The sequence below is a fragment of the Psychroserpens algicola genome (assembly GCF_014526325.1).
GTDB classification, from domain to species: Bacteria; Bacteroidota; Bacteroidia; order Flavobacteriales; family Flavobacteriaceae; genus Psychroserpens; species Psychroserpens algicola.
This window is the reverse complement of record NZ_JACNMJ010000004.1, coordinates 98,104-122,489: the sequence shown is the minus strand read 5'-3', so window position 1 is coordinate 122,489 and position 24,386 is coordinate 98,104. Positions and strand designations below refer to the sequence as shown.

19 protein-coding genes are annotated in these 24,386 nt (G+C 33.3%); all 19 read right to left on the bottom strand.

Annotated features, from left to right (window positions below):
* Positions 1 to 12: 12 nt before the first annotated feature.
* Positions 13 to 2,100 (bottom strand): PKD domain-containing protein, encoded by a 2,088-nt coding sequence (locus H7350_RS10275; RefSeq protein WP_204345824.1) that lies wholly within the window; start codon positions 2,098 to 2,100, stop codon positions 13 to 15.
* Positions 2,101 to 2,111: 11 nt separating this feature from the next.
* On the bottom strand, positions 2,112 to 3,569 hold the full coding sequence (locus tag H7350_RS10270) for a RagB/SusD family nutrient uptake outer membrane protein (RefSeq protein ID WP_235989326.1): 1,458 nt from the start codon (positions 3,567 to 3,569) through the stop codon (positions 2,112 to 2,114).
* A 10-nt stretch (positions 3,570 to 3,579) separates the two neighbouring features.
* Complete coding sequence (locus H7350_RS10265; RefSeq protein WP_204345822.1) at positions 3,580 to 6,780, bottom strand: SusC/RagA family TonB-linked outer membrane protein; 3,201 nt, start codon at positions 6,778 to 6,780, stop codon at positions 3,580 to 3,582.
* A gap of 237 nt (positions 6,781 to 7,017) precedes the next feature.
* Entirely contained in the window at positions 7,018 to 9,822 is a 2,805-nt protein-coding gene (locus tag H7350_RS10260) for a triple tyrosine motif-containing protein (protein ID WP_204345821.1), read from the bottom strand.
* Between the two features lie 156 nt (positions 9,823 to 9,978).
* Positions 9,979 to 10,836: an alpha/beta fold hydrolase gene (locus tag H7350_RS10255; protein ID WP_204345820.1), complete on the bottom strand. Its 858-nt coding sequence runs from the start codon at positions 10,834 to 10,836 to the stop codon at positions 9,979 to 9,981.
* Between the two features lie 26 nt (positions 10,837 to 10,862).
* Positions 10,863 to 11,078, bottom strand: coding sequence for a zinc-binding dehydrogenase (locus H7350_RS10250; RefSeq protein ID WP_204345945.1), 216 nt, complete (start codon positions 11,076 to 11,078; stop codon positions 10,863 to 10,865).
* A gap of 202 nt (positions 11,079 to 11,280) precedes the next feature.
* On the bottom strand, positions 11,281 to 11,991 hold the full coding sequence (locus H7350_RS10245; RefSeq protein ID WP_204345819.1) for a DUF4386 domain-containing protein: 711 nt from the start codon (positions 11,989 to 11,991) through the stop codon (positions 11,281 to 11,283).
* Between the two features lie 182 nt (positions 11,992 to 12,173).
* The gene (locus tag H7350_RS10240) at positions 12,174 to 12,791 is read right to left on the bottom strand and encodes a hypothetical protein (protein WP_204345818.1); all 618 of its coding nucleotides are present in this window, start codon (positions 12,789 to 12,791) and stop codon (positions 12,174 to 12,176) included.
* Positions 12,792 to 13,018: 227 nt separating this feature from the next.
* Positions 13,019 to 13,192, bottom strand: coding sequence for a glycine zipper domain-containing protein (locus H7350_RS10235; RefSeq protein ID WP_204345817.1), 174 nt, complete (start codon positions 13,190 to 13,192; stop codon positions 13,019 to 13,021).
* 97 nt (positions 13,193 to 13,289) lie between these two features.
* Entirely contained in the window at positions 13,290 to 13,814 is a 525-nt protein-coding gene (locus H7350_RS10230; protein WP_204345816.1) for a GNAT family N-acetyltransferase, read from the bottom strand.
* A 153-nt stretch (positions 13,815 to 13,967) separates the two neighbouring features.
* Positions 13,968 to 14,570 (bottom strand): hypothetical protein, encoded by a 603-nt coding sequence (locus H7350_RS10225; RefSeq protein ID WP_235989324.1) that lies wholly within the window; start codon positions 14,568 to 14,570, stop codon positions 13,968 to 13,970.
* 600 nt (positions 14,571 to 15,170) lie between these two features.
* Positions 15,171 to 16,262: a serine hydrolase domain-containing protein gene (locus H7350_RS10220; RefSeq protein ID WP_235989323.1), complete on the bottom strand. Its 1,092-nt coding sequence runs from the start codon at positions 16,260 to 16,262 to the stop codon at positions 15,171 to 15,173.
* Between the two features lie 36 nt (positions 16,263 to 16,298).
* Positions 16,299 to 17,396, bottom strand: a complete 1,098-nt coding sequence (locus H7350_RS10215; protein WP_204345814.1) for a type 1 glutamine amidotransferase domain-containing protein — start codon at positions 17,394 to 17,396, stop codon at positions 16,299 to 16,301.
* Positions 17,397 to 17,490: 94 nt separating this feature from the next.
* A complete protein-coding gene (locus H7350_RS10210) occupies positions 17,491 to 18,135 on the bottom strand; it encodes a hypothetical protein (RefSeq protein WP_204345813.1) in 645 nt (214 codons plus the stop codon).
* Positions 18,136 to 18,346: 211 nt separating this feature from the next.
* A complete protein-coding gene (locus H7350_RS10205) occupies positions 18,347 to 18,964 on the bottom strand; it encodes a CatB-related O-acetyltransferase (RefSeq protein ID WP_204345812.1) in 618 nt (205 codons plus the stop codon).
* Between the two features lie 18 nt (positions 18,965 to 18,982).
* A complete protein-coding gene (locus tag H7350_RS10200; RefSeq protein WP_204345811.1) occupies positions 18,983 to 19,843 on the bottom strand; it encodes an SDR family oxidoreductase in 861 nt (286 codons plus the stop codon).
* Between the two features lie 23 nt (positions 19,844 to 19,866).
* Entirely contained in the window at positions 19,867 to 20,946 is a 1,080-nt protein-coding gene (locus tag H7350_RS10195; protein ID WP_204345810.1) for a serine hydrolase domain-containing protein, read from the bottom strand.
* Between the two features lie 112 nt (positions 20,947 to 21,058).
* The gene (locus tag H7350_RS10190) at positions 21,059 to 22,855 is read right to left on the bottom strand and encodes a helix-turn-helix domain-containing protein (protein WP_235989322.1); all 1,797 of its coding nucleotides are present in this window, start codon (positions 22,853 to 22,855) and stop codon (positions 21,059 to 21,061) included.
* A 95-nt stretch (positions 22,856 to 22,950) separates the two neighbouring features.
* Complete coding sequence (mnmE, locus tag H7350_RS10185) at positions 22,951 to 24,342, bottom strand: tRNA uridine-5-carboxymethylaminomethyl(34) synthesis GTPase MnmE (RefSeq protein WP_204345809.1); 1,392 nt, start codon at positions 24,340 to 24,342, stop codon at positions 22,951 to 22,953.
* Positions 24,343 to 24,386 lie beyond the last annotated feature (44 nt).

Below are 24,386 nucleotides of genomic sequence, written 5' to 3'. Positions count from 1 at the left end.
ATCAATTTTTCTTTATTGTTTTACAAGTTTATATTGCCAGAACACTCCTGCTCCGGACTCTACATAAACATTTATTGTATTAGCGTCTATAAACGTCACATTATATGTAATTGAACTTGGAACAGCTACATTTGGTAACTCCCCTTGGTTATTCGCTTTAGCTAAACCGATGTAGGCACCAACACCATCAATAGTTACTGTACCTGAAGCATCATCGTAAGTATAAGTTGCAGCATTAGACCCATCATGAGGTGCAACTGGAGTTCCACAAGAGTCTCCTCCACCTTGCCAGCCTTCGATCCAACTTTCAGCACCTAAGTTATTTGAGAAGCTACCATCAGATCCAAAGACGTAAGTATCATCAAAATAACAATCTCTTAAGGTCACACAATCGGCATCACATGCAAACCAACTCGTATCACCAACTGCAGGTCCAACGCCTAAAGATCCAGCTTCAGGAGCCATAACCCAAGTACCCTCTAACGGGTTAGAATCTACAGCATCTCTTACCATTTTATATTGCCAGAATACACCAGCTCCAGATTCAATATAGACATCTATAGAATTGGCTCCAGTAAATGTCACATTATAAGTGATTGAACTCGGTACAGCTACATTTGGTAACTCCCCTTGATTATTTGCTTTAGCAAGTCCTAAGAAAGCTCCTGTACCATTTAACGTTACTGTACCTGATACATCGTCATACGTATAGGTTGCAGAATTTGACCCATCATGAGGTGCCACAGGAGTTCCACAAGAATCTCCTCCACCTTGCCAGCCTTCAATCCAACTTTCGGCACCTAAATCGTTAGTAAACGATCCGTCAGAACCAAATATATAAGCATCATCAAAATAGCAATCTCTTAAGGTCACACAATCGGCATCACATGAAAACCAGCTAATATCACCAACAGCCGGACCAACGCCTAAAGAACCCGCTTCAGGAGCCATTCTCCAAGTACCTTCTAAACCTTCAGCAGTTGTTGTTGGCGCTCTGTAGAAATACACATTATCGATAAAGAAATCAAAAGTTCCTACAGGAATTCCTGAGAATATTAACTGTTGAATAGAGTTAATTGAAGTCATACCTGCATCGGTAAAATCACTCATAGGAATATCTATAGACACCCATTCATTTTGAGGAAGATCTTCGAAAACAATTTCCGCTTCGGTTGCAGTTCCTCCTAAATCCACTAGTTTTATTCTAAATGTTGTTGCATTTACACTCCAGAAATCCAGGTGAAATGCATCCATTTGACTGGCATCTACTGCAGCGTCACCATAAAATTCTACTCCAACGAAATCTGCATCGGCATAAAACTTTGTATCATCACCTGCAATTTGCAAATCGGTTAATGTACTTGTACTCCAATCTGATCGCCACGAACTAACATTAACATCTAATTCATAAGCATTGCTAAACATCGAAATAACGTCAGAATCTTGTCGATTTGGAGGTGTTGGAGCAGCTGCTAATGGCTGTAAAATTTCGGTCACCACAAACTCTTCAGTATAAGATGTCGTTTCAATTGCGGCACTAAACGCCGTTACTGTTACTGTGTACGTTCCAGCAGCTTCATATTGAAACGATACTGTATCATCTATGTTAGCCATAATTGGACTTGACCCAACTTCACCAAAATCAACTTCATAAGATATTGCAAAATCAGCCGAAGCTGTTACATTAACTTGTCTTGAAATTGCTGTATCATTTTCTATAGTCACCATTAAATTCTCAGGAGCTTGAAATGAAACTACAATTTGCTGAACAATCGTCGTGGTTAATCCGTTCAATCCTGTAGCAGTTACAGTGGCTTCATAAGTCCCTTCTTCATAGGTATGACTTACACTATTTCCAGGTTGAATATTATCTACTGGATCTGATTGATCTCCAAAACCAATTCTAAAGATCGTTACACCTTCTCCTAATGGTGTAATTGTAACTAATCCTGTATTATCTTGTGTCACTACAACATTTGCCGACACATTTGTTGGCGCAGCAATATCATCTACAAAATTTGAATTATCATCGTCTTTAGAGCAACCATAAATTGCGAGTGCTAAAAGACATAAACTAAATGCGTATTTTACTATTTTCATAACTATTATTTTTAATATCCTGCGTTTTGTTCCCAACGATTACCTGCTAATTCAATTTCTATTCTAGGAATAGGAAACAGCACATTTTTCGGTGAAAAATTTGGTATAGAATTCGTTTGCCCTGTTCTCACCTGGTCGAAAAACCGATGACCTTCACCAGCTAATTCTAATCGTCTTTCACTATATATATCTTGAGTTAAATTAGCGCCAGATGTTTGAATCTCATCTAGTCCAGCTCTAACTCTTACCAGATTAACATAATTTCTTGCTTTAATATCATTAATTCCTCCTCTATTGAATGCTTCGGCTGCCATTAATAACACGTCTGAATATCTTATCGCTCGGTAATTATTACTATGCGTAAGATTGACATCACCTGAATTAGCTTCAGCATATGGAATGTATTTTTTGTTATAGTATCCTGTATAATCTATAGTATTCCCCAAATTAAATGTGACGTCTGGTCTTTCAGCTACAAATTCGTCCATATTTAATATGGTAGCATCGCGTCTTTCATCATTCGTAGCATAGGCATTATATAGCTCTTCAGTTGGAGGGTTAAAACTAAAACCAGATGTAAATGGTGAAAAGTTTCCACCTGTAAATCTAGGTCCCATGAATCCAACGGCTATGTTCCCTTCAACACATTGGAAACAATCGAAACCTCCACCTTCTCCTCCGAAATATTGTATTTCGAAAACAGATTCTATATTGTTTTCATTAGAATTTAAAAAGATAGTTCCGAAGTCTTCAACCAACTGATACTGTCCAGAATTGATTACTTGATCAAGCGTTATGGCTGCTTCCTCAAACTTATCCTGGTATAAATAAATTTTTCCTAACAATGCCAATGCAGCTCCTTTGGTTGCTCTTCCACTCTGACCTTGTTGCCATGGAAGATTATCAATAGCAGTTTGCAAGTCTGCTTCAAGCTGAGCATAAACCTCTGCTTTAGGTGTTCTATCAATTGATTGTGATCCTTCTATACTAATTCTACTTTCAGTATAAAGCGGTACATCTCCAAAAAACTTCACCAATTCGAAGTAATAGTAAGATCTTAAAAATAAGTTTTCAGCAAGAATCTGGTCTTTGCCTTCAAAATCGGTCTTATCTTGAAATTCTACTATATAATTAGCACGACTAATTCCGGCATACATAAATTGAAAAACACTACGCAACGCACCATTATCAGGAGTGTGCGTCATATCATCAATTTGCTGCCAATCTAGAACGTCTGTTGGAGATTCTCCACCACATAAACTGTTATCAGATGCGATTTCTCCCAATAAATTATGAAGATAGGTTGTTGATAATAAATCATAAACACCTACAAGTGCGTCTTCATAATCTGACTGTGAATTGAAATAATTCTCAGTATTTTCCTGGCCTTCCGGCAATATCTCTAAATAATCTTCGCATGACATGCAAGCCAAGATTAATACGAAAGCTGTTATTTTTTTAATACTCATGTGTCTTAAATTAAAATGAAACATTGATACCTGTTGTAAAAGTTCTTGTTTGAGGATATTGTCCAAGATCAACACCTGCTCCTAACGGACTGGCGTTTGATACATCTGGATTGTATCCTCTATATTTTGTAAATGTGTATAGGTTATTTACAGCGACATAAATTCTAAATTTATCTAGGTTTAATTTTTCTGATATCGCTTGAGGTAGCGAGTAGCCTAACTGAACATTTTGAATTCTTAAATACGAACCATCTTCAACGAAGAATGATGAAAACAAATAGTTATTAGATGCCGTATTTGATGCACGAGGTACCGTATTTGAAGTCCCTTCACCTGTCCATCTATCTAAATAAAAGTTTGGCTTATTACTATAAGTTAAAAATCGTTCATAACTACGTGCAATGTCGTTACCTATTGAAGCATATAATGATGTTCCGAAATCAATACTTTTATAATTGATATTTAAATTAAAGCCCATCGTATAATCTGGAATAGGATTACCAATAACTGTCTGGTCATCACTACTTCCGTATTCAATAACGCCATCACCATCTACATCAACATATCGTATATCTCCAGGACTTGCATTCGCCTGAAAAGGTGCATCCAATCCATCAATAACACCATCGTTATTTGTATCTGTGTTAAGCGCATCAATCTCTGCCTGATTCTGGTAGATGCCATCCATCTTAAGTCCGTAGAACACACCAATTGGCAATCCCGTCTGGAATCGTGATGTCGTTTGATTTAATCCGAAAAGACCTCCAGGAATAAATCCTGCAGCATTATTAACTTTAAGCGCTTTATTTTTAATACTTGTAAGAGTATAACCCACACTAATATTAAAATCCTCATTAAAATCGTGACTGTAATTGATACTAAGATCAATACCTTTATTTTCGATAGTACCAGCATTTACAAAAGGTGCTGAACTACCACCAGCTGTCGATCCTAAGATTCCTGAAACCTCAGGAACTAATAATAAATCTTCTGTTGTTTTCTTATAATAATCAACCGTTAAGTTTAACTTATTATCAAATAGACCTAAGTCAACACCAATATTTGTTTGCGTATTGGTTTCCCATTTTAAATCTGGGTTAGCTAAAGCACCAACAGCGTTTCCAAAAGATAATAAATCATCAAAAGGATAAGTAGCTTCGCCTGAAGTTCCTTGTAAAAGACCTAACCATCTAAAGTTACCTATTTTATCGTTACCAGTGATTCCCCAGCTTCCTCTAACTTTAAGTTTATTAATAAAATTTACATCAAAAAACTCTTCGTTAGACACTAGCCAACCTGCTGAAATCGATGGAAAGTTACCAACTCTGTTATTAGGTCCGAATTTAGTAGAAGCATCACGTCTAACCATTGCTGATAATATATATTTTCCTTCGTAATCATACTGAATACGTCCGAAGAAAGAATACCATCTGTTTTCATTTCTACCATCGGCAGCAGTAACTAAACTTGACGTAACCTCGTCATCAACAACCTGAATGATAGAGTTTGTATTTCCTAAATAAGCGTTTGACCACGTATCTGGTCCGCTATTTAAAGGTCCCGAACCAAAAAATCCTTTATAAATTTCGCTTCTAATAGATGTTCCTAATAAGACGTTGAAATTATGTTTGTCATTAAACGTTTTGCTGTAATCAACAAAATTTTCCCAAGTATAATCGAAAGCATGTTGTGAGTTTTCTGCCACAGTACTATACAAGTCTCTGATACCATCATCATTTCTATCGAGATCAAATGCTTCAGGGTTGTTAGCATCCAACTGTACATTATTTACCACTTTTCCTAATCCGTAGTATTGTAGAGGAAAATACGATCGTCCACCAAAGTCTGAATAATTAAAATTAAACCTTGATGTTGCTTTTAAGTTATCAATAATATCATATTCTAACTCTACTTTACCAGTAAAACGATCTGCATAACCTTCGTTATACGTGTTATTAATAAGTGCTAGTGGATTGATAATTTCATTTCCTTGCTCTTGTCCGATAAAAGCATAACCTCCTGAAATATTAGCAGGAGTAGAATCATCAAATACAGGAGTTAATGGAGATGCGTTTAAAGCATAATATAGCGCTGAACCTCTTCCGCCTTCAGGAATTGCTTTACTTCTAATATTGGTATACAGTAAAAATGTATTCAACCTTAATTTTTCAGTAACATCTACACCCAAGTTGTTTTTAATCGTCCATCGCTTATAATTAGATTTATCACTAGCGATAACACCATCCTGAGCAAAATAACTTGCGCTAAAACCGTAGGATGTCGTTTCAGATCCACCAGTAATACTCAGATTGTGATTAAACATTGGCGCACGTTCGAATAATTCGTCTTGCCAATCGGTATTGTTTTCTATATTCTGAAGGTTAGGATATGGTATTGGATTACCATCTGCCGCTTCGGTTTCATTTACATATACTGCGTATTCGTAATTATTAAGCAAATCAATTTGATTGTCGGCTTCCTGAATTGTATAATACGAATTGTATGAGAATTTCGTTTTTCGGTTTTTCTTACCCGATTTTGTAGTAATCAGAATAACACCATTTGCACCTTGTACACCATAAATTGCCGAACTTGCATCTTTAATGATATCCATTTTTTCGATATCATTAGGGTCAATAATACTTAAATCGTTTCCGATATTTACACCATCTACAATTACTAGCGGTGAATTGTCACCATTGGTAGTAATACCTCTAATTCGAATGTTAAGAGCTGCACCAGGAGAACCAGAATTTGCATTAACCTGAACACCAGCAGCGCTTCCTTTTAATGCTTCTTCAATTCTGGTAGGATTAGTTTCAACGATACTTTCTGCATCAATACTTGAATACGCTCCAGTGACTAATTCTTTTCGTTGCGATCCATATCCAATAATAACGACCTCGTCTAATGACTCTGAATCTTGTATTAATCTAACGGAAAGTGGTTCATCATTTTTAACAATGACTTCCTGGTCTTTAAATCCTACATAGGTAAAAACTAAAACTGAATTTACTTGGATATTTTTAATTTCAAAATTACCATCAAAATCTGTGTAAGCTCCAATAGAAGTTCCTTTGACAAGAATGTTTACACCTGGCAAGGGTTCGCCAGAGACTTGATCTGTTACTGTTCCTCTAACATCAACTTCCTGACTAAATGCAAAAGAAGTAAATACTAAAAAGATTAAGGAAAAAATTTTTGTTGTCATATTGATTTGTTTGTTATAGTGTAAACTTATTACATCTATTTACGAAATCAATAAAAAATACCCATACAAAAAATATACATCGCAATAAATTGCACTAAATTATATAAAATTAACAAAAAAGGACTGTTTTTTAAAGGGATTCAAGCCTATATCAAATATCAATTTACATCGTTGTAGTATGTCGTATAGTACAAATGTAGTGGTAATGTATAGGCAAAATTGTTAAATGTATAGTTGCTAAATTTCAAGAATATAATTTGTTAAGCTAGATTCATGCGGTAAGTTCATTTTTTTTCTCAATCGATAACGTTTAACCTCTACACTTTTAGGTGAAATATTAAGCAAAGGTGCTATTTCTTTTGACGATAAATTGAGTCTGAGATACGCACAAAGTTTTAAATCGTTAGGTGTTAAAGTAGAGTGCTTCGCTTTAACTTTTTTGAGAAAATCTTTATCTGCATTATTAAAAGCTTCTTCAAAAAACTTCCAATCATCAGTATTATTTAGATTTTTATCAATAATTTTTATTACTGGGTTTAAGCCTTTTGTAGGCTCAGTATTCTTTAATTCATCTTTGATACTATTTAAAAACTCATTCTTTTTTATTAGGCTCATGGTAGATATTGCCAACTCTCTATTTTTATTATCTATGTCTTGTTGCAATTGTTCATTTCTTAAGGCCATGAGTTTTTGAGCATTTTCTAATTCTCTAACTTCCAATTCTCGTTTTGACTTCTCAATAACTTTTTGTTGCTGATTTCTATAGTATTTTCGATAATAATAGTGAATGATCAATAGTATGATTACTACAGATAAGATATATAATGCAATTGCCAAATTAGATAGCAACAACGGCCGTTTAATAGTAAATGTATAGGATGCGATATTTTTTGTTACTGTGTTACCTGCTTTGCCTCTCACGTTAAATGTATAGGTTCCGAAAGGCAAATTTTCAAATTTATGAGATGGGTTTGCCGACCAATCAGACCAATTATCAGACAGACCTAAAAGCTGGTACTGATATTGATTTTCTATAATTTCTCCATAATTAGCAAAACTGTAATCAAAACTTATATTATTTTTTTTGTTACTAAAAGTCTCTTCAATTGCAGGATCTAAACGGTCTTTTGGCTGGTCTATTTCATGAGCTTCAATACTATTGATAACCATATCAAACTCTTTTTTTGGTGCAGGGATTTTATCATTAATGAGCAAGTAACCATTATATCCACCCACTAAATATTCATCGCTATCAATTTTTGTTACATTTTCAAAACCTGAAACAACATTCGTTATAGAACTAGATACTGGAAACAACTCAATATTAGGCTTTTCGCTCATGTCTCCGTAGGAAATAAAAGCAATATTATTATCGGCATACCTCCAGACCAAATTGTCTTCACCATTAACATTCATCATTGTAGTTAACCTTTTAAAGGGTTTAAACAACGCCGAAAACATAGTATCAATCTTGAACTTTTTGTTTTCGTATTGTTTAAACACACCTTCAGAGGACACATAAATTAATTCTCCGTTGTATTTTAGAGCATTAGAACCTACACCATTATAAATACCATCTATTCGTGCAATATCTTCTACGTATTGGTAATTACTATCAATTTTTAATTCGTAGAGGCCTTTCAATTCATGATTTACATAAAGTTTATTATTTGCAAATTCAAAAAACCGGCTGGAAATGTCAATTCCTTCAATTTTATTTCTGTAGGTCCAAGTACCATTGTTTTTTTCTAGGACATTAAGTCCGTTAAAATTTCCTTGCAAAATTAAATGAGATGTATTAGGAATACGTTTAAAACCCCAAGTCCCTATGGCATCGCTAATCGTAGTCGTAACATTATAATTTTCGATAACCATTGTGCCTTTATTATGACCACAAAATAATTTCCCGTCTATATAACTCAAAGCCCAAACTTGTCCGTTAGTTCCATTAATCATTTTAAATTCATCAAGTGAATTTCTTTTTCTGTAAAACAATCCTTGATTAGTTCCTAAATAGAGCGTACCATTAATGGCTAGAGATGCATATACAGTTCCTAATTTACCACTTACATCTTTATATATATGATATGGAGAAGTCAGGTCTATAAAACTGATACCATTATCAAGACCCAACCAAATATTTTGATTTTTATCTTGATAAATTGACAAAACGGTGTTGTTAATTAAACCATTAACTTGATTTATTGTATAACTAATTTCTCCTTCAGGAGTCATTAAAATAATACCTTCAGAAATTGTTCCGATGGCAAACGAATCATTTTTAAGTTTAAGGCTACTAAACACACTGGTTTTAAGTAACACTTCATTTGCTGGAATATCCCATGGTTGTAATCCTTCAGCATTTAAAATAAAAAAACCACGTTCTTGTGTTTGAATTAAAAAAATATCATCAAGACGAAAAGCATTAACAATCGTATTCGATTTTAGAATTGAATCATCAGAAACTATTTCAGCTTTACCATTAACGATTCTAAATAATCCAATCCCTTTTTTCTGAAAATAGACGTCATCAGCAATGATCATTTTAGATAATTCTGTTTCTGAATCGATTGTTTTAACTGATAAGTCTGAAGAATTAACAATATAAATTCGATTTAAAGACTGAAATAAAATCCAGCCATCTAATGCGATGATGTTCCAAAATTGCTCATCTTCTACAAGGCTAACATCAATTTTTTGGGATAAAGATGTGTACTCAAGAGATCCGAGATTGTTTCGTTCCCAGTATCCAAACTCCATATAACCTCCTGTATAAATGCGATTACCAACCGTTTCAATAGACCTGAGAACTGTTTTATTGGGAGATTCATACAATTGCCATTTAGCACCATTATATTCTAAAAGTCCTAAGTTATTAGCTACATAGATATACTGATCGTCACCTTGACTAATGGACCAGTTTTGATTTTCAGCAACATAATCTTCTGTGGTAAAGTTTTGTATAGGTGGTAATTCCTGAGATATTACAAGATTAAATACTGTAAAGAAAAGAAAAACCAATACGTTTCGGTATGCTAACATTTATAAGTTGTATCATGAATTGAGTACAATATACAACTTTTGTATGGTAACATTATTTGTGGATTATTACCTCTACATACTATTAATTTACCTCTACAATGAAATTTATTACTATTTCACAATACAGAAAGTAAAACTTATTGAGTAATTAGTATACTATTCGCTTTTATCAATAATTAGTTCTTCAATTGCTTTAAAGTCTTTTACACTTGGAACATGTTTAGATCCTTTTAGTAAAACCACTTCTTCTAAAGCAGTAAATAGTTGCTTGGCTCTTTTTATCATCTTTTTACCTGGAAACATGATGTCTTTTTCAGCAGCGAAAATGGTGATTGGTGTTTTTATTTGTTTTGCTGATTTTTTTGATATTACAGGCAACGGTGAAAAATCCATATTACAGTTTAGAAACGTATTTGACATGTAGTTTAATGCAAACTCATCATATTCAGAAAAAAGGACATCCATTACTTTTTTTATATACGCTTGATTATTAGTTTTCATGAACTTTTTTAAAGGAATAAACATGTGCCACACATTTAGAATCGGGTTGCCATTTACGATATAAACAGGTGCAATTAAGAATACTTGCTTTATTGGTGTTTCGTTAAATTCTAAGGCTTTTAAACTGATAAAGCCACCAAATGAAAACCCAACCAAGGTTACTTCTTTGAGTCTTAGTTTTATGATGACTTCTATAAGCCATTTTCCATAATCTAAAGATTTCATATCTAATCTGTTTTCGGCACTTTTATTGGGTTGAGCCAGTACATCAATTGCATACACACAATAGGTTGACGACAAATTAGGGAAGGAATCTAAAATTTGAGGCGCACAGCCACCAGTTCCATGTATTAATAGTAAAGGTGGTAAATTAGTATCACCAACACGTATGACATTAGTGAGTCCAAACTTTGTGTCAATGGTGTTCTCTGAATATTCAATATTCAGCTCCCTTAACTTTTGATTGTAAAGGGTTAGGATTTTTTCTTTTCCTTCTTGTGATTTAAAAAGCATATACTGTTCATTTTTTGATTGATTATTTATGGATTGATAATAACTACATTACCAACTTTACGACCCGTTTCGAGATATTGATGGGCCTTTGCGATTTCTAACAAACCATAGGTACAATCTATATTGGTATGCAATTTATGTTCACTAAAAAAGCGCACCAGATCGTTCAATAATCGTTTTAAATCTTTAGTTTTTTTCATACCTGTGGCTGCAAACTTTACCTGTGTTGAGTTCCATAGCATTTGCCAAAGTATTTGAATACTTAACACTGGTCATTGGTATTACATTACATTCTCAAACGACATTATTTTGGTTTGCGCTATACTAATAGAACATAGCAATAGAAGAAATAGTAATAGATAATTTTTTAATGTTTTCATTTTAGTCATATAAATATTCTGCTGCAACTTGTGACATTTTTTTTATTATGTTCGACATTCAGCATTATTTTAAGTTTCCATTTAATTTCACTCCATTATTAGGTCTTATTCCAAAAATTAGCAAATAACCAATCATCCAAAACTCACCAATGGTTGCAGGTAGAGTAAGAAATCTATTGAAGCTAAAATCTATTCCGGCGTAGTGTATAACTGTAGAAATTAGATAGCCTATACCTCCTAAAATGATAACTCTTCCTAACCAAATAGGCAATCTTTTAGATTTGATAACTATGTATCCCATGGGAAATAACCATAAACCAAAAAATAGGCTGCCAATACCCCAAGCATTTGAAATTATATTTTGAAAAACCCTAATTAGTAAAACTTTGTCTTCCACAGCACTTATATCAGAATTTGCAATACCTATTGCTGAGGCGATTGAAATTGCACTTATCATTATGGCTAAAGCATTTACAATTCCCCATATACCTAGAGTCCAAGCTTCCCATTCGTAATTATCTTTAAATAATTTGAAAAACCAAACTGCGGTAAGTGCTTGTGATATTACTATAACAAACTCTAATAGCAACCTAATTCTTGCTGTAGATTCTAATTCTACTAAATTTGTTAGCGTTTGTTCAGGATTACCAGAGACAAATATTTGAGAATGAAAGACCATAAACCCAAGAATTCCTGTAATAGCCATCATTAAATACCATAAGCCAGTTATTCTAGCGGTCTTAATTAAATTTTTCTGTTCTGTATTTACAATCATAAATTATTTAATTTTATTAGTTCTGACTATGTAACAGATTAATTGTTACAGTTTTGCACTAATGGCACATAACAATAGAATATATTGCAATAGATTAATTTTTAGTGTTTTCATTTTGTTCATTATTGAAATAAAACCCGATTGATGTAATACATAACCTATTGCTTAATTCGGGTTGAAGCTTACAACCAACTAAACCCTAATCCTACATTAAAGATTACTGCATCTCTGTGCGCATCTCCATCTAAAGACGCACGACCAAACACTAATTTAGACTGAACATTAAGTGCAAAGTTTTTCTTCTTGTAAAATTCGTAGCCTGTACTTGCCATAACAGCACAACCAAAGTTCCAATCGTCATTTACATCGTCTTTAATATCGTATAGTGCTGGCGCATCTATGGCTAGACCAATGCCTCCATGAATCCACCAGCGATCTTTTACCCAATATTGCAGCGATGGAATAAACCCTCCAAAGTGCCTGTCGTTATCTTGAAATTCGTAGATGTTTCCTGGCATAGAAATAGTAATGGCGAGTTTTTCATTTAACATATGGCCAAACTTTAAATCTGGAAAAACGAATGTTCCTTGAGATTTATCGAACGTTTGAATGCCCGCACTATCTTCTATACTGATGATACCTCCTCCTACTGCGAACTCAAAGATGAAACCCTCTCTTTGTGTTGTTGTTTCTTGATTTGTGTTTTGTGCGTATGTGATACTTGATACTAATGCAAAGGCAACACAAGCCATTCTTAATAAAAGTTGTTTTTTGATTGTTTTGATTTTAATTGATGTCATAATTGTTTTTTTTGATTGTTATTTTGATTAATGATGTTTTTAATTGCAGTGCAAATTTCCTATAAAAAAAAGGTAATTATAAAGTTGAATAACCGAACTGTTGATTTAAAGTGATGACTTGTAGATTATTTATAACGTCTGATATTATTTCTGTAATAAAACCACTTAACGCGTTTACTCTACAAGTAAAATCTAGTATTGAAACAGAATGATAATTTCAGCAAATATTAATGTTCACTATTGTTATTTTGGCTTTCTTGAGATGTATATTCTAATCCTGCTCCAACAGCAATCCCTATTGGTAGCCATAATGCTAAATTAGAAGTAAACACACCTACGAGCACCCCAAAAATTACACCGATTGCGACTCTAATACCATTTTTACTGTTTTTAGTTTTCATTTTATTCATTGTTTACGTCATTATATATTACTTTTATAAGTAGAGTGATTGGAAGAATTTAAAGTTCTACTTTAAGAACCAGAACTCATTACAATTATCAAAACGTCTTAAAAATAATCGGGTGATTATTAAACACGAATTTGCACAGATTTTCTTTAGATATCAATTTAGGATACGTCATAACCAATAAATCTATTTTACTATCATCAATGCTTGATGGTACTTTATACTCATGCAGATTTAATTTAAAACCCAATCGTTCATAAAACTTAATACGTCTATTATCAATTAAGTTATCTGGTAATTCAACTTCTAATAAAGTAGGTTTAGAATTTCCTTTTATAAATGCTTTTAAAATTTTGGCTCCAAAACCATTATTCCTTTTTGATTTAGTTACAGCAAAATGATCGATGTATCGGAAATCTTTAAAATTCCACCACAGCATAAACCCAATAAGCATATCATCCTCTATAAACACGTAAAATCTATAATCTGGATTTTCGAAAAGCTTAGATTGACTTTGTAATGATCGTCTTTCATGTTTAGGAAAAGCCTCATTATAAAGCTGCCATGCTATTAAAAAATAATCATGATTAATTGACTTTACATGTAATTGTAACATATGGTAAGTGTTTTATATCCTTAACAAAAGTGAAAATCAACTAACAACAGCGTAATTACTTAAGTTAACACCTCTTATCAAACTAGCTAAAACTAGAATATTCGCATTTTAATATTAATCTCATCTTAAGCTAACTTGTTTTAGCATAGATTACTAGTTTACATACTCAACGAGCTCTTCATTATACACAAAATCATCTTGCTTTTGCGTTAGCTTAATAAAGTTTTTAACCTTAGGCGCATACAACCAAACCTCATCTACAACTGCATTATAACCTCTGGAATTTGTGATATTACCATTATAATGAATCGTATATGCCATAAAAGTTCCAGCTTCTACTGTTTCTTCTTTATAGGACAATACTTCAGCGTTCAGTTTTTGTTTTCCTGTAGTGCCATCTTGACTGGTCCAGTGTTCTTCATATACCCACTTTTTCCCTTCTTTAAGCGGCCAATCGTACTTTGGCGTCTTGCTGTCTTCAGGCTTTACAATGTCTGCAACAGGGATAGTGTCTTTGCCGATAGTTATATGTAACTCACCGTTAACTTCTATGATTTCTCGAGTGTCTGTTCCTTCAGATCTCACCTCTCCTTCGGTGGTCACGCCTTTATACTTCCACACCCATGTTTCTCCAATAGCATAATCGGCTAGTATTGGTTGTTGAGTCATACCTGATTTAGCTTTCTCATTACAAGCACTAAGGATTACCAATGCAAATAGCATAATAAATCTATTTTTCATTTTAATTGATGTCATAATTGTTCGTTTTTTGATTGTTATTTTGATTAATGATGTTTTTAATTGCAGTGCAAATTTCCTATAAAAAAAAGGTAATTATGAAGTTGAATAACCGAACTGTTGATTTAAAATGATGAATTGTAGATTTCCTATAAGTTCTTGATCCTTTTTAGTTTATATTTCTACATTTTCATTTATTTTTTTTGATAAAAGTTGAGTGGACTACAGAATTAAAAAGTTCTACTTTAAGAATAAAAACTGTTATCAACTTTGAAAAGAATCATAAAAGGCCTTTTATTCTTGCTAAAGCATTGATAATTTCTTCTGTTAATCTATCATAGAAACACTAATTGTCAAGACCATTACTCATATTAACAAATGGTAAGGCTATTGTGAATTTTGAACGAATTAACAACTTTAAAAATTTATGACGACTATTACTTAGATGGGTGATTCTCTGTTTTGTTTCACGATTTATAAATAAAGTGTGATATAGTGCTGATTAGAATAAGTATTAATGCATCACATTTGTAATCATTTGTTATTCACACCAGACAAATATTTTATGACCTGCTATACAACAATCTGTTGATTGTGTATTTTTGACATGTGTTCATACTAGTTATTTTCTATAATCTTAAGCACTTCAAAAACCAAATTCAGCGCATCTTTTGATGCTTCTAATTGGTTTAAAGTTCCTGCGATATAAGTATCTAATTTCGGACAGTACCATAAGAACGCTGCTGTACTACCTGTATGCCCAATGAGTTGCAAATCTGTATCACTAGACAATATATCTTTAATAGCTACCTGTCGTATTCCGAAGCCGTATTTCATTCCTACTGTTTCATCAACCCAATTTTGCATGGCTATACGCGTCTTCTTATGTATAATTTTATCATTATTATAGGCTTCAAAAAAATTAATCAAATCTTGAGTTGTTGCTACTAGGCCTCCGCCGCCCCAATCGGCACTTAAACTTTGAATAGAAGATAATTCTATGTCGCCAACATAAAATTTAGCCATTGGCAATTCATGGTCCTTTGCTGATGATTTTAAATTAACATAAGCTCCATTCATTTTTAATGGTTGAAAAATATTTTTCTGAAAGAATTGACTTAAAGGCAGACCACTTATGTTTTCAGTAATTAAGGCTAAAAGCACATATTCTGTATCTGTATAATGATAACCTTCTCCAGGAACAAAATGAGGCTTCATCTTTGCTTTAGTAAACTGAATCATTTCTTGAGCCGACCAAGACTTATGAGTATCCATGAGTAATTGATTGATGATGTTTGGGCTTTCATCAATTGTACTATCTGTGAAATAGTCTGGCAAGCCCGAAGTATGCTGCAATAAATGTGCAATTGTTAGTACGTCTGAATACTCTTTTCCTTGAAAGACATGAAGCTTATTAATAATTGACTCTGGCAGGTAATTACGGATTTTATCTTCAAAACTCAACTTCTTTTGATCTTTTAAAATACCAATAGACGTTGCTGTTAGCATTTTGGTTATACTTGCCGTATAAAAAGGACTGTTCGTCTTTATAGTGTCTTTCGAACTTTCAGCCAGCTGAATATTGATGCCTTTAGATTTAGAATATACATGCAACAAACTACTTTTAATGTTATCTTTTTCTAATTCGGTATTTAACAAGTTCCTAATGTCCTTTTCTATAGTTTGCTGGCTAAAAAGGAGGTTTGTCAAAAAACATAGGCTTATCACTAGTGTTCTCATAATTTTCTATGTATTAGATTCAATGTCTTTAGCATAAGACGCTAAACGTATAAGATTGTAAAATTTTCCTAAATCACCTTGTAATACTGAAATAGCACTATGACTAATTAGTAATTCTCTTGAAATAGATTGTTTATTATCTGCAATGATCTGCTTAATTTCTTCTTTAGATTTATCTTTACCTTTGATAGCGTAAGTGTATAAAACTTTAACAGCATTTTCTTCAGCTGTTATTGTTCTTGACTTTGGTGTATATCCCAATTGTCTTACCATAGTTTCGGCCAACACCCATACTGACCACGGATTTTGTCCTGTAATTAAATTATGATCATGACTGATTTTTTCTAGATACATAATACCTTCATTAAATTCAGCTCCCTGATCTATTAATTTGTCTTGTAATAAGAATGGAAATATGGATGCTGCTTTGGGAATTAGTAACAGTTCTTCTTTATTGGTAAAACCGCTTACTTGTTTATTTTTTAAAAATGATTCCCCATTTTCTAAGGTTACATTGATCAATGCCGCAGGTCCGTGGCAAACGGCGCCTATTACTTTATCATTCTTATGAAAGTCTTGTATTAGTGCTTTAATGAATCTATTATTTGGAAAATCAAACATCGCTCCTTTTCCTCCAACAAAGTAAACAGCTTCATAGGCTTCAGGTTTTACGTCTTTTAATAACAAACTGTTATTGGTTTTGGATTGCGCAATGGAGTCATTCAAAAATGCATAATCAAAAAGCCCCATATCGTCATCATCTATAACTACAGGTGGCTTCCCTCCTAAAGGACTTGCGATATCAATGTCAAAACCATTAGCTTTAAACACATAATAAGCTCTTGCTAACTCTGTAAGTTCGTAGCCTGTTCCCTTTCCGCTTGTTCCTAAAGAATCTATACTCGTTACAACAGCGAGAATTTTACCTCGATAAGAAGGCACATCGTTAGTAATATACGATATATCGCTTGCCTTACTGTGAATTAATGTGGTGTCTTCAGCTGGTAATAAACTTGCTATATATAAGCCTATCATAACGATAATCGTTATAATAACAGCTAGACTCTTTAGTATCCATTTAATTATTCGATATTTTTTAAACATAATTTATTTTTTTGATTGATATATAATATAGAGACGTTTGAACATTAAATTTGCTACAATCATTAGCAGAATACAATCATTATTTCAACCTATATTAAAATTTTACACCTATATAAAGGTTAGGTTCAAAAAGGAAATAAGATTTCCATTTGTTATCTAATTGTTTAAATTCTTCTGGTGTATTCGTGTCAATCATCCAGTTTTGACAATGAAATTGAGGTTCTATAAAAAACTGTTTCTTTTTCCCAAAAGCAAAATGATACCCAATGTGATAAGACGTATAAAGTTTAAAACCGTTTGCTATTTTCTTATTATTTAAGTCTAAATACGTTTTGTACTGTGGTAACACTTCTACTGAAGCGAATAGTCCTTTCCATAGCATTCGCTGATAAGAAATTCCTAAACCTGTTTCGCGCAGATACCCAGGATAAAATTCTGTTTCAGAATCTATTTTGTCAGTAAGTCCATCCCACCACTGAATCCCCATGGGTTGAAATAATCTCCAAGTAGCGAATTTCACACCAATGATGTCTTTTGAATTTAATTCACGTTTTACATGTAATTCAATGTGTTGCGTGTTGGTTCTTTTGCCGCCTTCACCAATATTACCTAAGATAATGGCAGGGAAGCTAATTCTGTATTTGAAATCTGTATCATTAGATTGTAATGATTCTGTATTACGTTGTGCGAGAACATTTAACGTACAAAGTGTTAAGCTGATGATTAATAGTTTTTTCATTTTGATGTGTATTTAAGTATTCGTTTTTGATTGATAATTTGATGATGCAAAGAAATGCCAGAAGTTAAAGCTCGTCGTCCTGAATTATGATTTCAAACCTTTTTGATATTCAGAACTAATACCTGATTTTAGGAAATTTAAAACAACAGAATATAAAAAAAGGCTTAACATGTATAATGCTAAGCCAAGTTTTGAGCTATAGAATTCTGGTTTAAAATAACGCTTCAGGTCTAGAAGTGAGTTTATCAACATGTGTTGTGATGCGCTCAATATCCCAATCCCACCATTGTAGTTGTAGAAGTTTTATGATAATGGCTTCTGAAAACCGCTTTTTAATGAGTTTTGCAGGATTACCTCCAACAACAGTATAAGGCTCAACGTTTTTGGTAACGACTGCTTTTGCTGCAATGACAGCACCATCACCTATATGAACACCAGGCATAATAGTTACGTTGTGACCTATCCACACATCATTACCGATAACTGTATCACCTTTGCTTGGATAACTTTTGCCTTCCATCGCATTTTCCCAAGCACCACCAAAGATGGCAAACGGATAAGCTGATGCAGCTTCTGTTAAATGATTGCCGCCATTCATAATAAAAGTAGTATTGGAAGCTATCGTACAAAATTTACCAATAATAAGTTTATCACCTATAAAATCGAAATGATATTTTACGTTTTTTTCAAAGTTTGAAACATCTTCAAAATCATCATAATACGTATATTCCCCTACAATAATATTAGGATTATTGATATAGTTTTTCAGAAAGCAAAGGTTCTTATAATGCGATAACGGAAACACAGTATCTGGATCTGGAATTTTCATATGATTACTATTTATGCTTTATATAGTTTTGGCTTCTTCTCTAAAATAATCATTTAAATGATGATTGCCATAGGTTGGTGCTATATTGTCTTTTGCCATTAAGGTTAGAAAAAATTCAATCGGCCCATAGGTTTTAACAGAGGTAAATGTTCTTAAACTCCAAAGCGTTAATTTCCTTAACCAATTCGGCAAATGCACTATTTTAACAGGCTTATTAAGTGCTGTCAATACAAGCTGACTAATAGTGTTAAGACTTAATACATCTGGCCCACCAATAGTTACTTCTTTAGGCTTATCGTTTAATGCATCTATAATGGCTGTCGCTAAATCCTCACCGTGAATAGGATTAAATTTTTGATGACCTGATCCGAATACATAGACACGACCAGATTTAGCCATATGTAAAACATCTTTCATATCGGAAAAAAAACCATTAGGTCTTACGATGGTATAGGTTAACCCTGAAAATTTTAAAGCATCGACAAATTTTTCCTTGGCCTCAAAGATTTTTAGGTTTCGGTATTTATCTCCATTAATTGCAGATACATACACAAAGTGCTTTACACCAGCCTTTTTAGCTTCTTCGAGCAAATTTATATTTGCTTGATAATCGACATCCATATAGGTTAATCCATCCTTTTGCCTTGTAATTCCAACGGTAGAAATAACGGTATCTATGCCTTTACAAATATCTCTTAACGTATCAGGTCTTGTGACTTCGGCTTGTTTTATTTCTAAATAACTTTCGTTAGTATTTATTAATTTATCCGGGTTTCGAACAACTGCAATTACCTGATGTCGCTTTTCGATTAAAACCTTTAATAAATGCCTGCCCAGATAGCCTGTTGCGCCTGCTAATAAAACGTTGGTGTGTTGCATTACTTCTGAATGTATTAAGCCGTTTAATTAAACGCATTTGTTAATAATTGTTCAATGATCGTGTTACGTTGTGTGCCTGTATCGTCTTGATGATTACTTAACAGGACTATGGTCGCATTATATTCTGGTATAAAACCAATCATACTCCAATAGCCATTAATATCGCCTCCATGCCAGAATAGTGTAGTGTTGCTCTCCTGTGTGGTGAACCAACCTAAACCAAAATCAACAAAACCGCTTGGTACATCATCAGCAAATATGTCGGCTTTTTCAGTCTCTGTAAACCAGTTTGTCTTCACGGCGTTGGTCCAAGTTTCCATATCTTTCGGCGTGCTACTAAAATCACCTACACCAAAAGCTATAGTCATTGGGTACGTACTATTAATACTACCGTTTTTATAACCTTCAGCATGCGTTTCAGTGTTGATCACATTGGTCCCTTTATAGGTATCAGCCATTCCTAGCGGATTAAAGATATTTTGCTGAATATACTCGTGGTAAGACATCTGAGTTAATTCTTGAATTAATAACGCAGCGATTAGAAAATTGGAGTTGCTATATTGTTTATTAGAACCTGGTACGAAATTGAAACCGTTTTCTGAAATCATTTCTAAAATAACTTCGTAGATATCGTCTTCATCCAAGGTTACTCCTTGTTCGTAGGCATCTTCAACTACAAATTGATAATCTGGAATACCCGATTGATGCGATAATAACTGAGCAATAGTAATTTGACTACCGTTAGGAAATTCTGGATCAAATTCATTTAAGGTTTGATTAAAACTACTAATTAACCCATCACGCTTTAGCTGTATTATAGCTGCTGCTGTTAAAGTTTTAGTAACAGAACCTATGCGGTAAGCCAGATTAACATCTTGAGGCAAAGCTGTACCTTGATTTGCTAATCCGTAACCTTGGCGCACTAAGTCGTTTCCATTTTTAGTGACAATGGCATAGCCTTGAAAATCGATTTCGGTTAATAAATTGTCAATCGTTGTATACTGAGTTAGTGGTTGATGCGCATCATCATCACTTGAACAGGACACAAAAAGCATTATTGTTGCTATTATAAATACTATTAAAGGTTTGTGTAAGGTGGTCATAACTATATGTTTTTTAATTGATTATTTAATACTGCAAAATTGCTGTACAAACAGTTATGAGTCGTTCTAAATTATAATTTAGAACGTTCGGAATTGAAAGTGAGAAGTTAGCCTAATTAGCGTGTTGTTGTACCCATTTACTTGGCGTAATACCTTCATTTTTCTTAAAAAAGGTATTAAAGACACTTTTTGAATTAAAACCACTATCGTAGGCCAAACCTAGTATTGTTATATGTTTGAACTCTGGTTTTAATGCTATAGATTTAAAATAAGCTAAGCGATAAGAATTTATAAAATCGTTGAAGTTTTTTTTGAAACTCGCATTTAGCAACCATGACAAATGATTAGGATGGATATTGATTTTACTGGCTAAAGTTCGTAACGATAATGCAGTGTCCAAAAAGCATTTATCTTCTTCCATTAAAGACATTATTGCTTGTCTATAATCTGCTATTTGATCTTGAGAAAGCAATTGCTTTTCAACAACTTCTATTTTCGACTGACTTTGATTTGATAAAGTAAAAATGGTTTGTATTTGCTTATTAAAACGTTCAATAGCATGCAAAGGTTTTAATAAAGGGTCTACTTTAAGGAGCGTCATTAATGGCTCTTTATGTATAATACCTTCATCGATTAAGTCTAAAGCATCATCATATTGCTTAAGTAAAGTGTAAATGTATATTAAGAAAAATCTAACGCGTTCTCGACTATCGGAGTTGAGTAATGGTGTTAATGAATTTAAGTTAGTTTCTACTTTTGAGTTTTCTTGTAATAAACAATTCGCGATGGTTGTCATAATTAACTGCTCCATTGTAGAGCCTTCCATCTCAGGGATACTATTGGCAACTCTAATTATTTCGTAAGGCCTGTTCTGGAAAGCCAGAGCTAAGGCGTATATGCCATAACCTACAATGAATTTATTGTTTATTTCAAAACATTTTTCAAAATACGTAATAATAGCCTCTCTATCTTTATTGATGTAGGCGTTGTAACCCATGAAATAATTATTTAAATCATTTAGAGGGTCTAATGCATACGCTTTAAGTATATGAAAATTAGCATCTTCGAGGTTGCCTTCTAAAATTAATGTGATAAATAATTTTTGATGCGCGTCAGAATAGCCCGGTTTTAATTGTAATGCTTTTTTAAGATGAGAAGCAGCGGTTTTAAAATCCCATTTTTTATTCAAAGCATCCCAACCTAATGAATGATATACTTCTGGGATGTTTACATTTAACTGGTGAGATTTTTTGAGATGAATTTCACCAATTTCAAAAGCTTCCTTTACGGGCATCAATCCACCAGCTGCCATACTATTATATGCATAATGAATATTGACATGAGCCAGAGCAAAATTAGGAAACTCCTCGATTATATGATTTAAGATCGTAATTCCCTTTAAAATGGAATCTTTATTAAACTGAGCAATTAAATTTTTAGCTTTTAAAAAATCTTGATAAGCTTGAGTAGAAATATTTGGGTGTTCGGCCAGCTGCTCTCCAAATTCTAAATGACCAAAGTTTTCCCTGATTTTATCAGCAATCAAAAGACTAATTTCATCTTCCAACTCAAAAATATCCACTAATTCCCGATCAAACCTTTTTGACCAATAGTGCGTGCCATCTTCGACATCTATTAATTGTGCTGTAATTCTGACTCTTTCCTGATATTTTTTAATGCTACCTTCAAGAATTGTATTTACCTCTAATTGCTTACCAATTTCCCTAATATCAATACTTTTACCTTTAAAAGCAAAAGATGAGGTTCTCGCAATAACTTTAAGGTGTTCAATTTTTGTTAATGCATTAATAATTTCTTCAGTTATACCATCACAAAAATAGTCGTTGTCGGCATCACTACTCATATTAACAAATGGTAAGACTGCTATGGATTTAGAAGGAATTGGCAATTTTCAAGAATTTAGTTAATTTACCGATAAGACGAGGCAACTCCTATTTTGTTTCTTATTCACTAACAAACAAATATATAAAACTTTGGTAACTCCTATTTCCCAATACAGAAATTAGCAAAAATATTACCCAACAAATCATCATTAGTGATTTCTCCCGTAATTTCACCAAAATGATATAAAGCTTGTCTGATATCGATAGCCAATAAATCACCCGATAAGCCTGTTTCTAAACCATACTTCACTTTTTGAACTTCCTCAAAAGCCTTTAACAAGGCATCGTAATGTCTCGAGTTAGTGACGATGGTTTCATTATTATGCAAAGCTCCTGTATTGATTAAATTGAGCAGTGAATTGGTTAATTCGTCTACACCAAAACCCGTTTTTGCTGATAATAACTTTATTTCCGGAATCTCTGATTGTAATTTAGAAATTGAAATATCATCAACCTTATCAATTTTATTAGCAATGACAATAAGCGGTTTTTGTGGATATTTATTTTTGATTTTTTCTAATTCAACTTTTAATGTCGAACTCTGCGCTTTAAACTTATCGGCATCAAATAAGTAGATTACGACCTGAGCCTGATCAATCTTTTCAAATGTTTTTTTAATCCCTATACTTTCAACAACATCTTTAGTTTCTCTGATTCCAGCTGTGTCAATAAATCGAAAACCTATACCGCCTATTGAAATTTCATCTTCAATCGTATCACGTGTGGTTCCTGCAATTTCTGAAACAATTGCGCGTTCCTCATTAAGCAAAGCATTGAGTAATGTAGATTTACCAACATTTGGTTCTCCAACGATAGCAACAGGAATTCCGTTTTTTATCACATTCCCAACGGCAAACGAATCGATTAAACGTTTTAAAACAAAGGTGATTCTTTCTACCAAGTCTTTAAACTGAGAGCGATCTGCAAACTCAACATCTTCTTCAGCAAAATCTAATTCTAATTCTATGAGCGAAGCAAAATTAAGAAGCTCTTCTCTGAGTTTAGCTATTTCCGAAGAAAACCCACCACGCATTTGTTGCATCGCTACTTGATGAGAAGCTTCATTATCACTAGCAATCAAATCGGCGACAGCTTCAGCTTGTGATAAATCTAATTTTCCGTTTAAAAAAGCACGTAAAGTAAACTCTCCTGCATTAGCCATTCGACAACCTTTCCGAAGAAATAATTGAATAATCTCTTGCTGAATATATAAACTACCATGACAAGAAATTTCGACCACATCTTCGCCAGTATACGAATTTGGATTTTTAAATACCGAAATTAAAACTTCATCAAAAACACGTTCTTCCTCCACGATATGACCTAAATGAATAGTATGAGTTTGCTGTTTACCGAGTAACTTATTTGGTGTTACCGATTTAAAACAGCTCTCAGCAATAGTAATCGCATCATTTCCAGAAAGTCTAATTACCGCAATGGCACCACTACCTGAAGCGGTTGCTAATGCAACAATTGTATCTTGATGTGTCATTGGTTTTTATTTTTCACAAAAGTATTGCAATTTTCTATTTATAA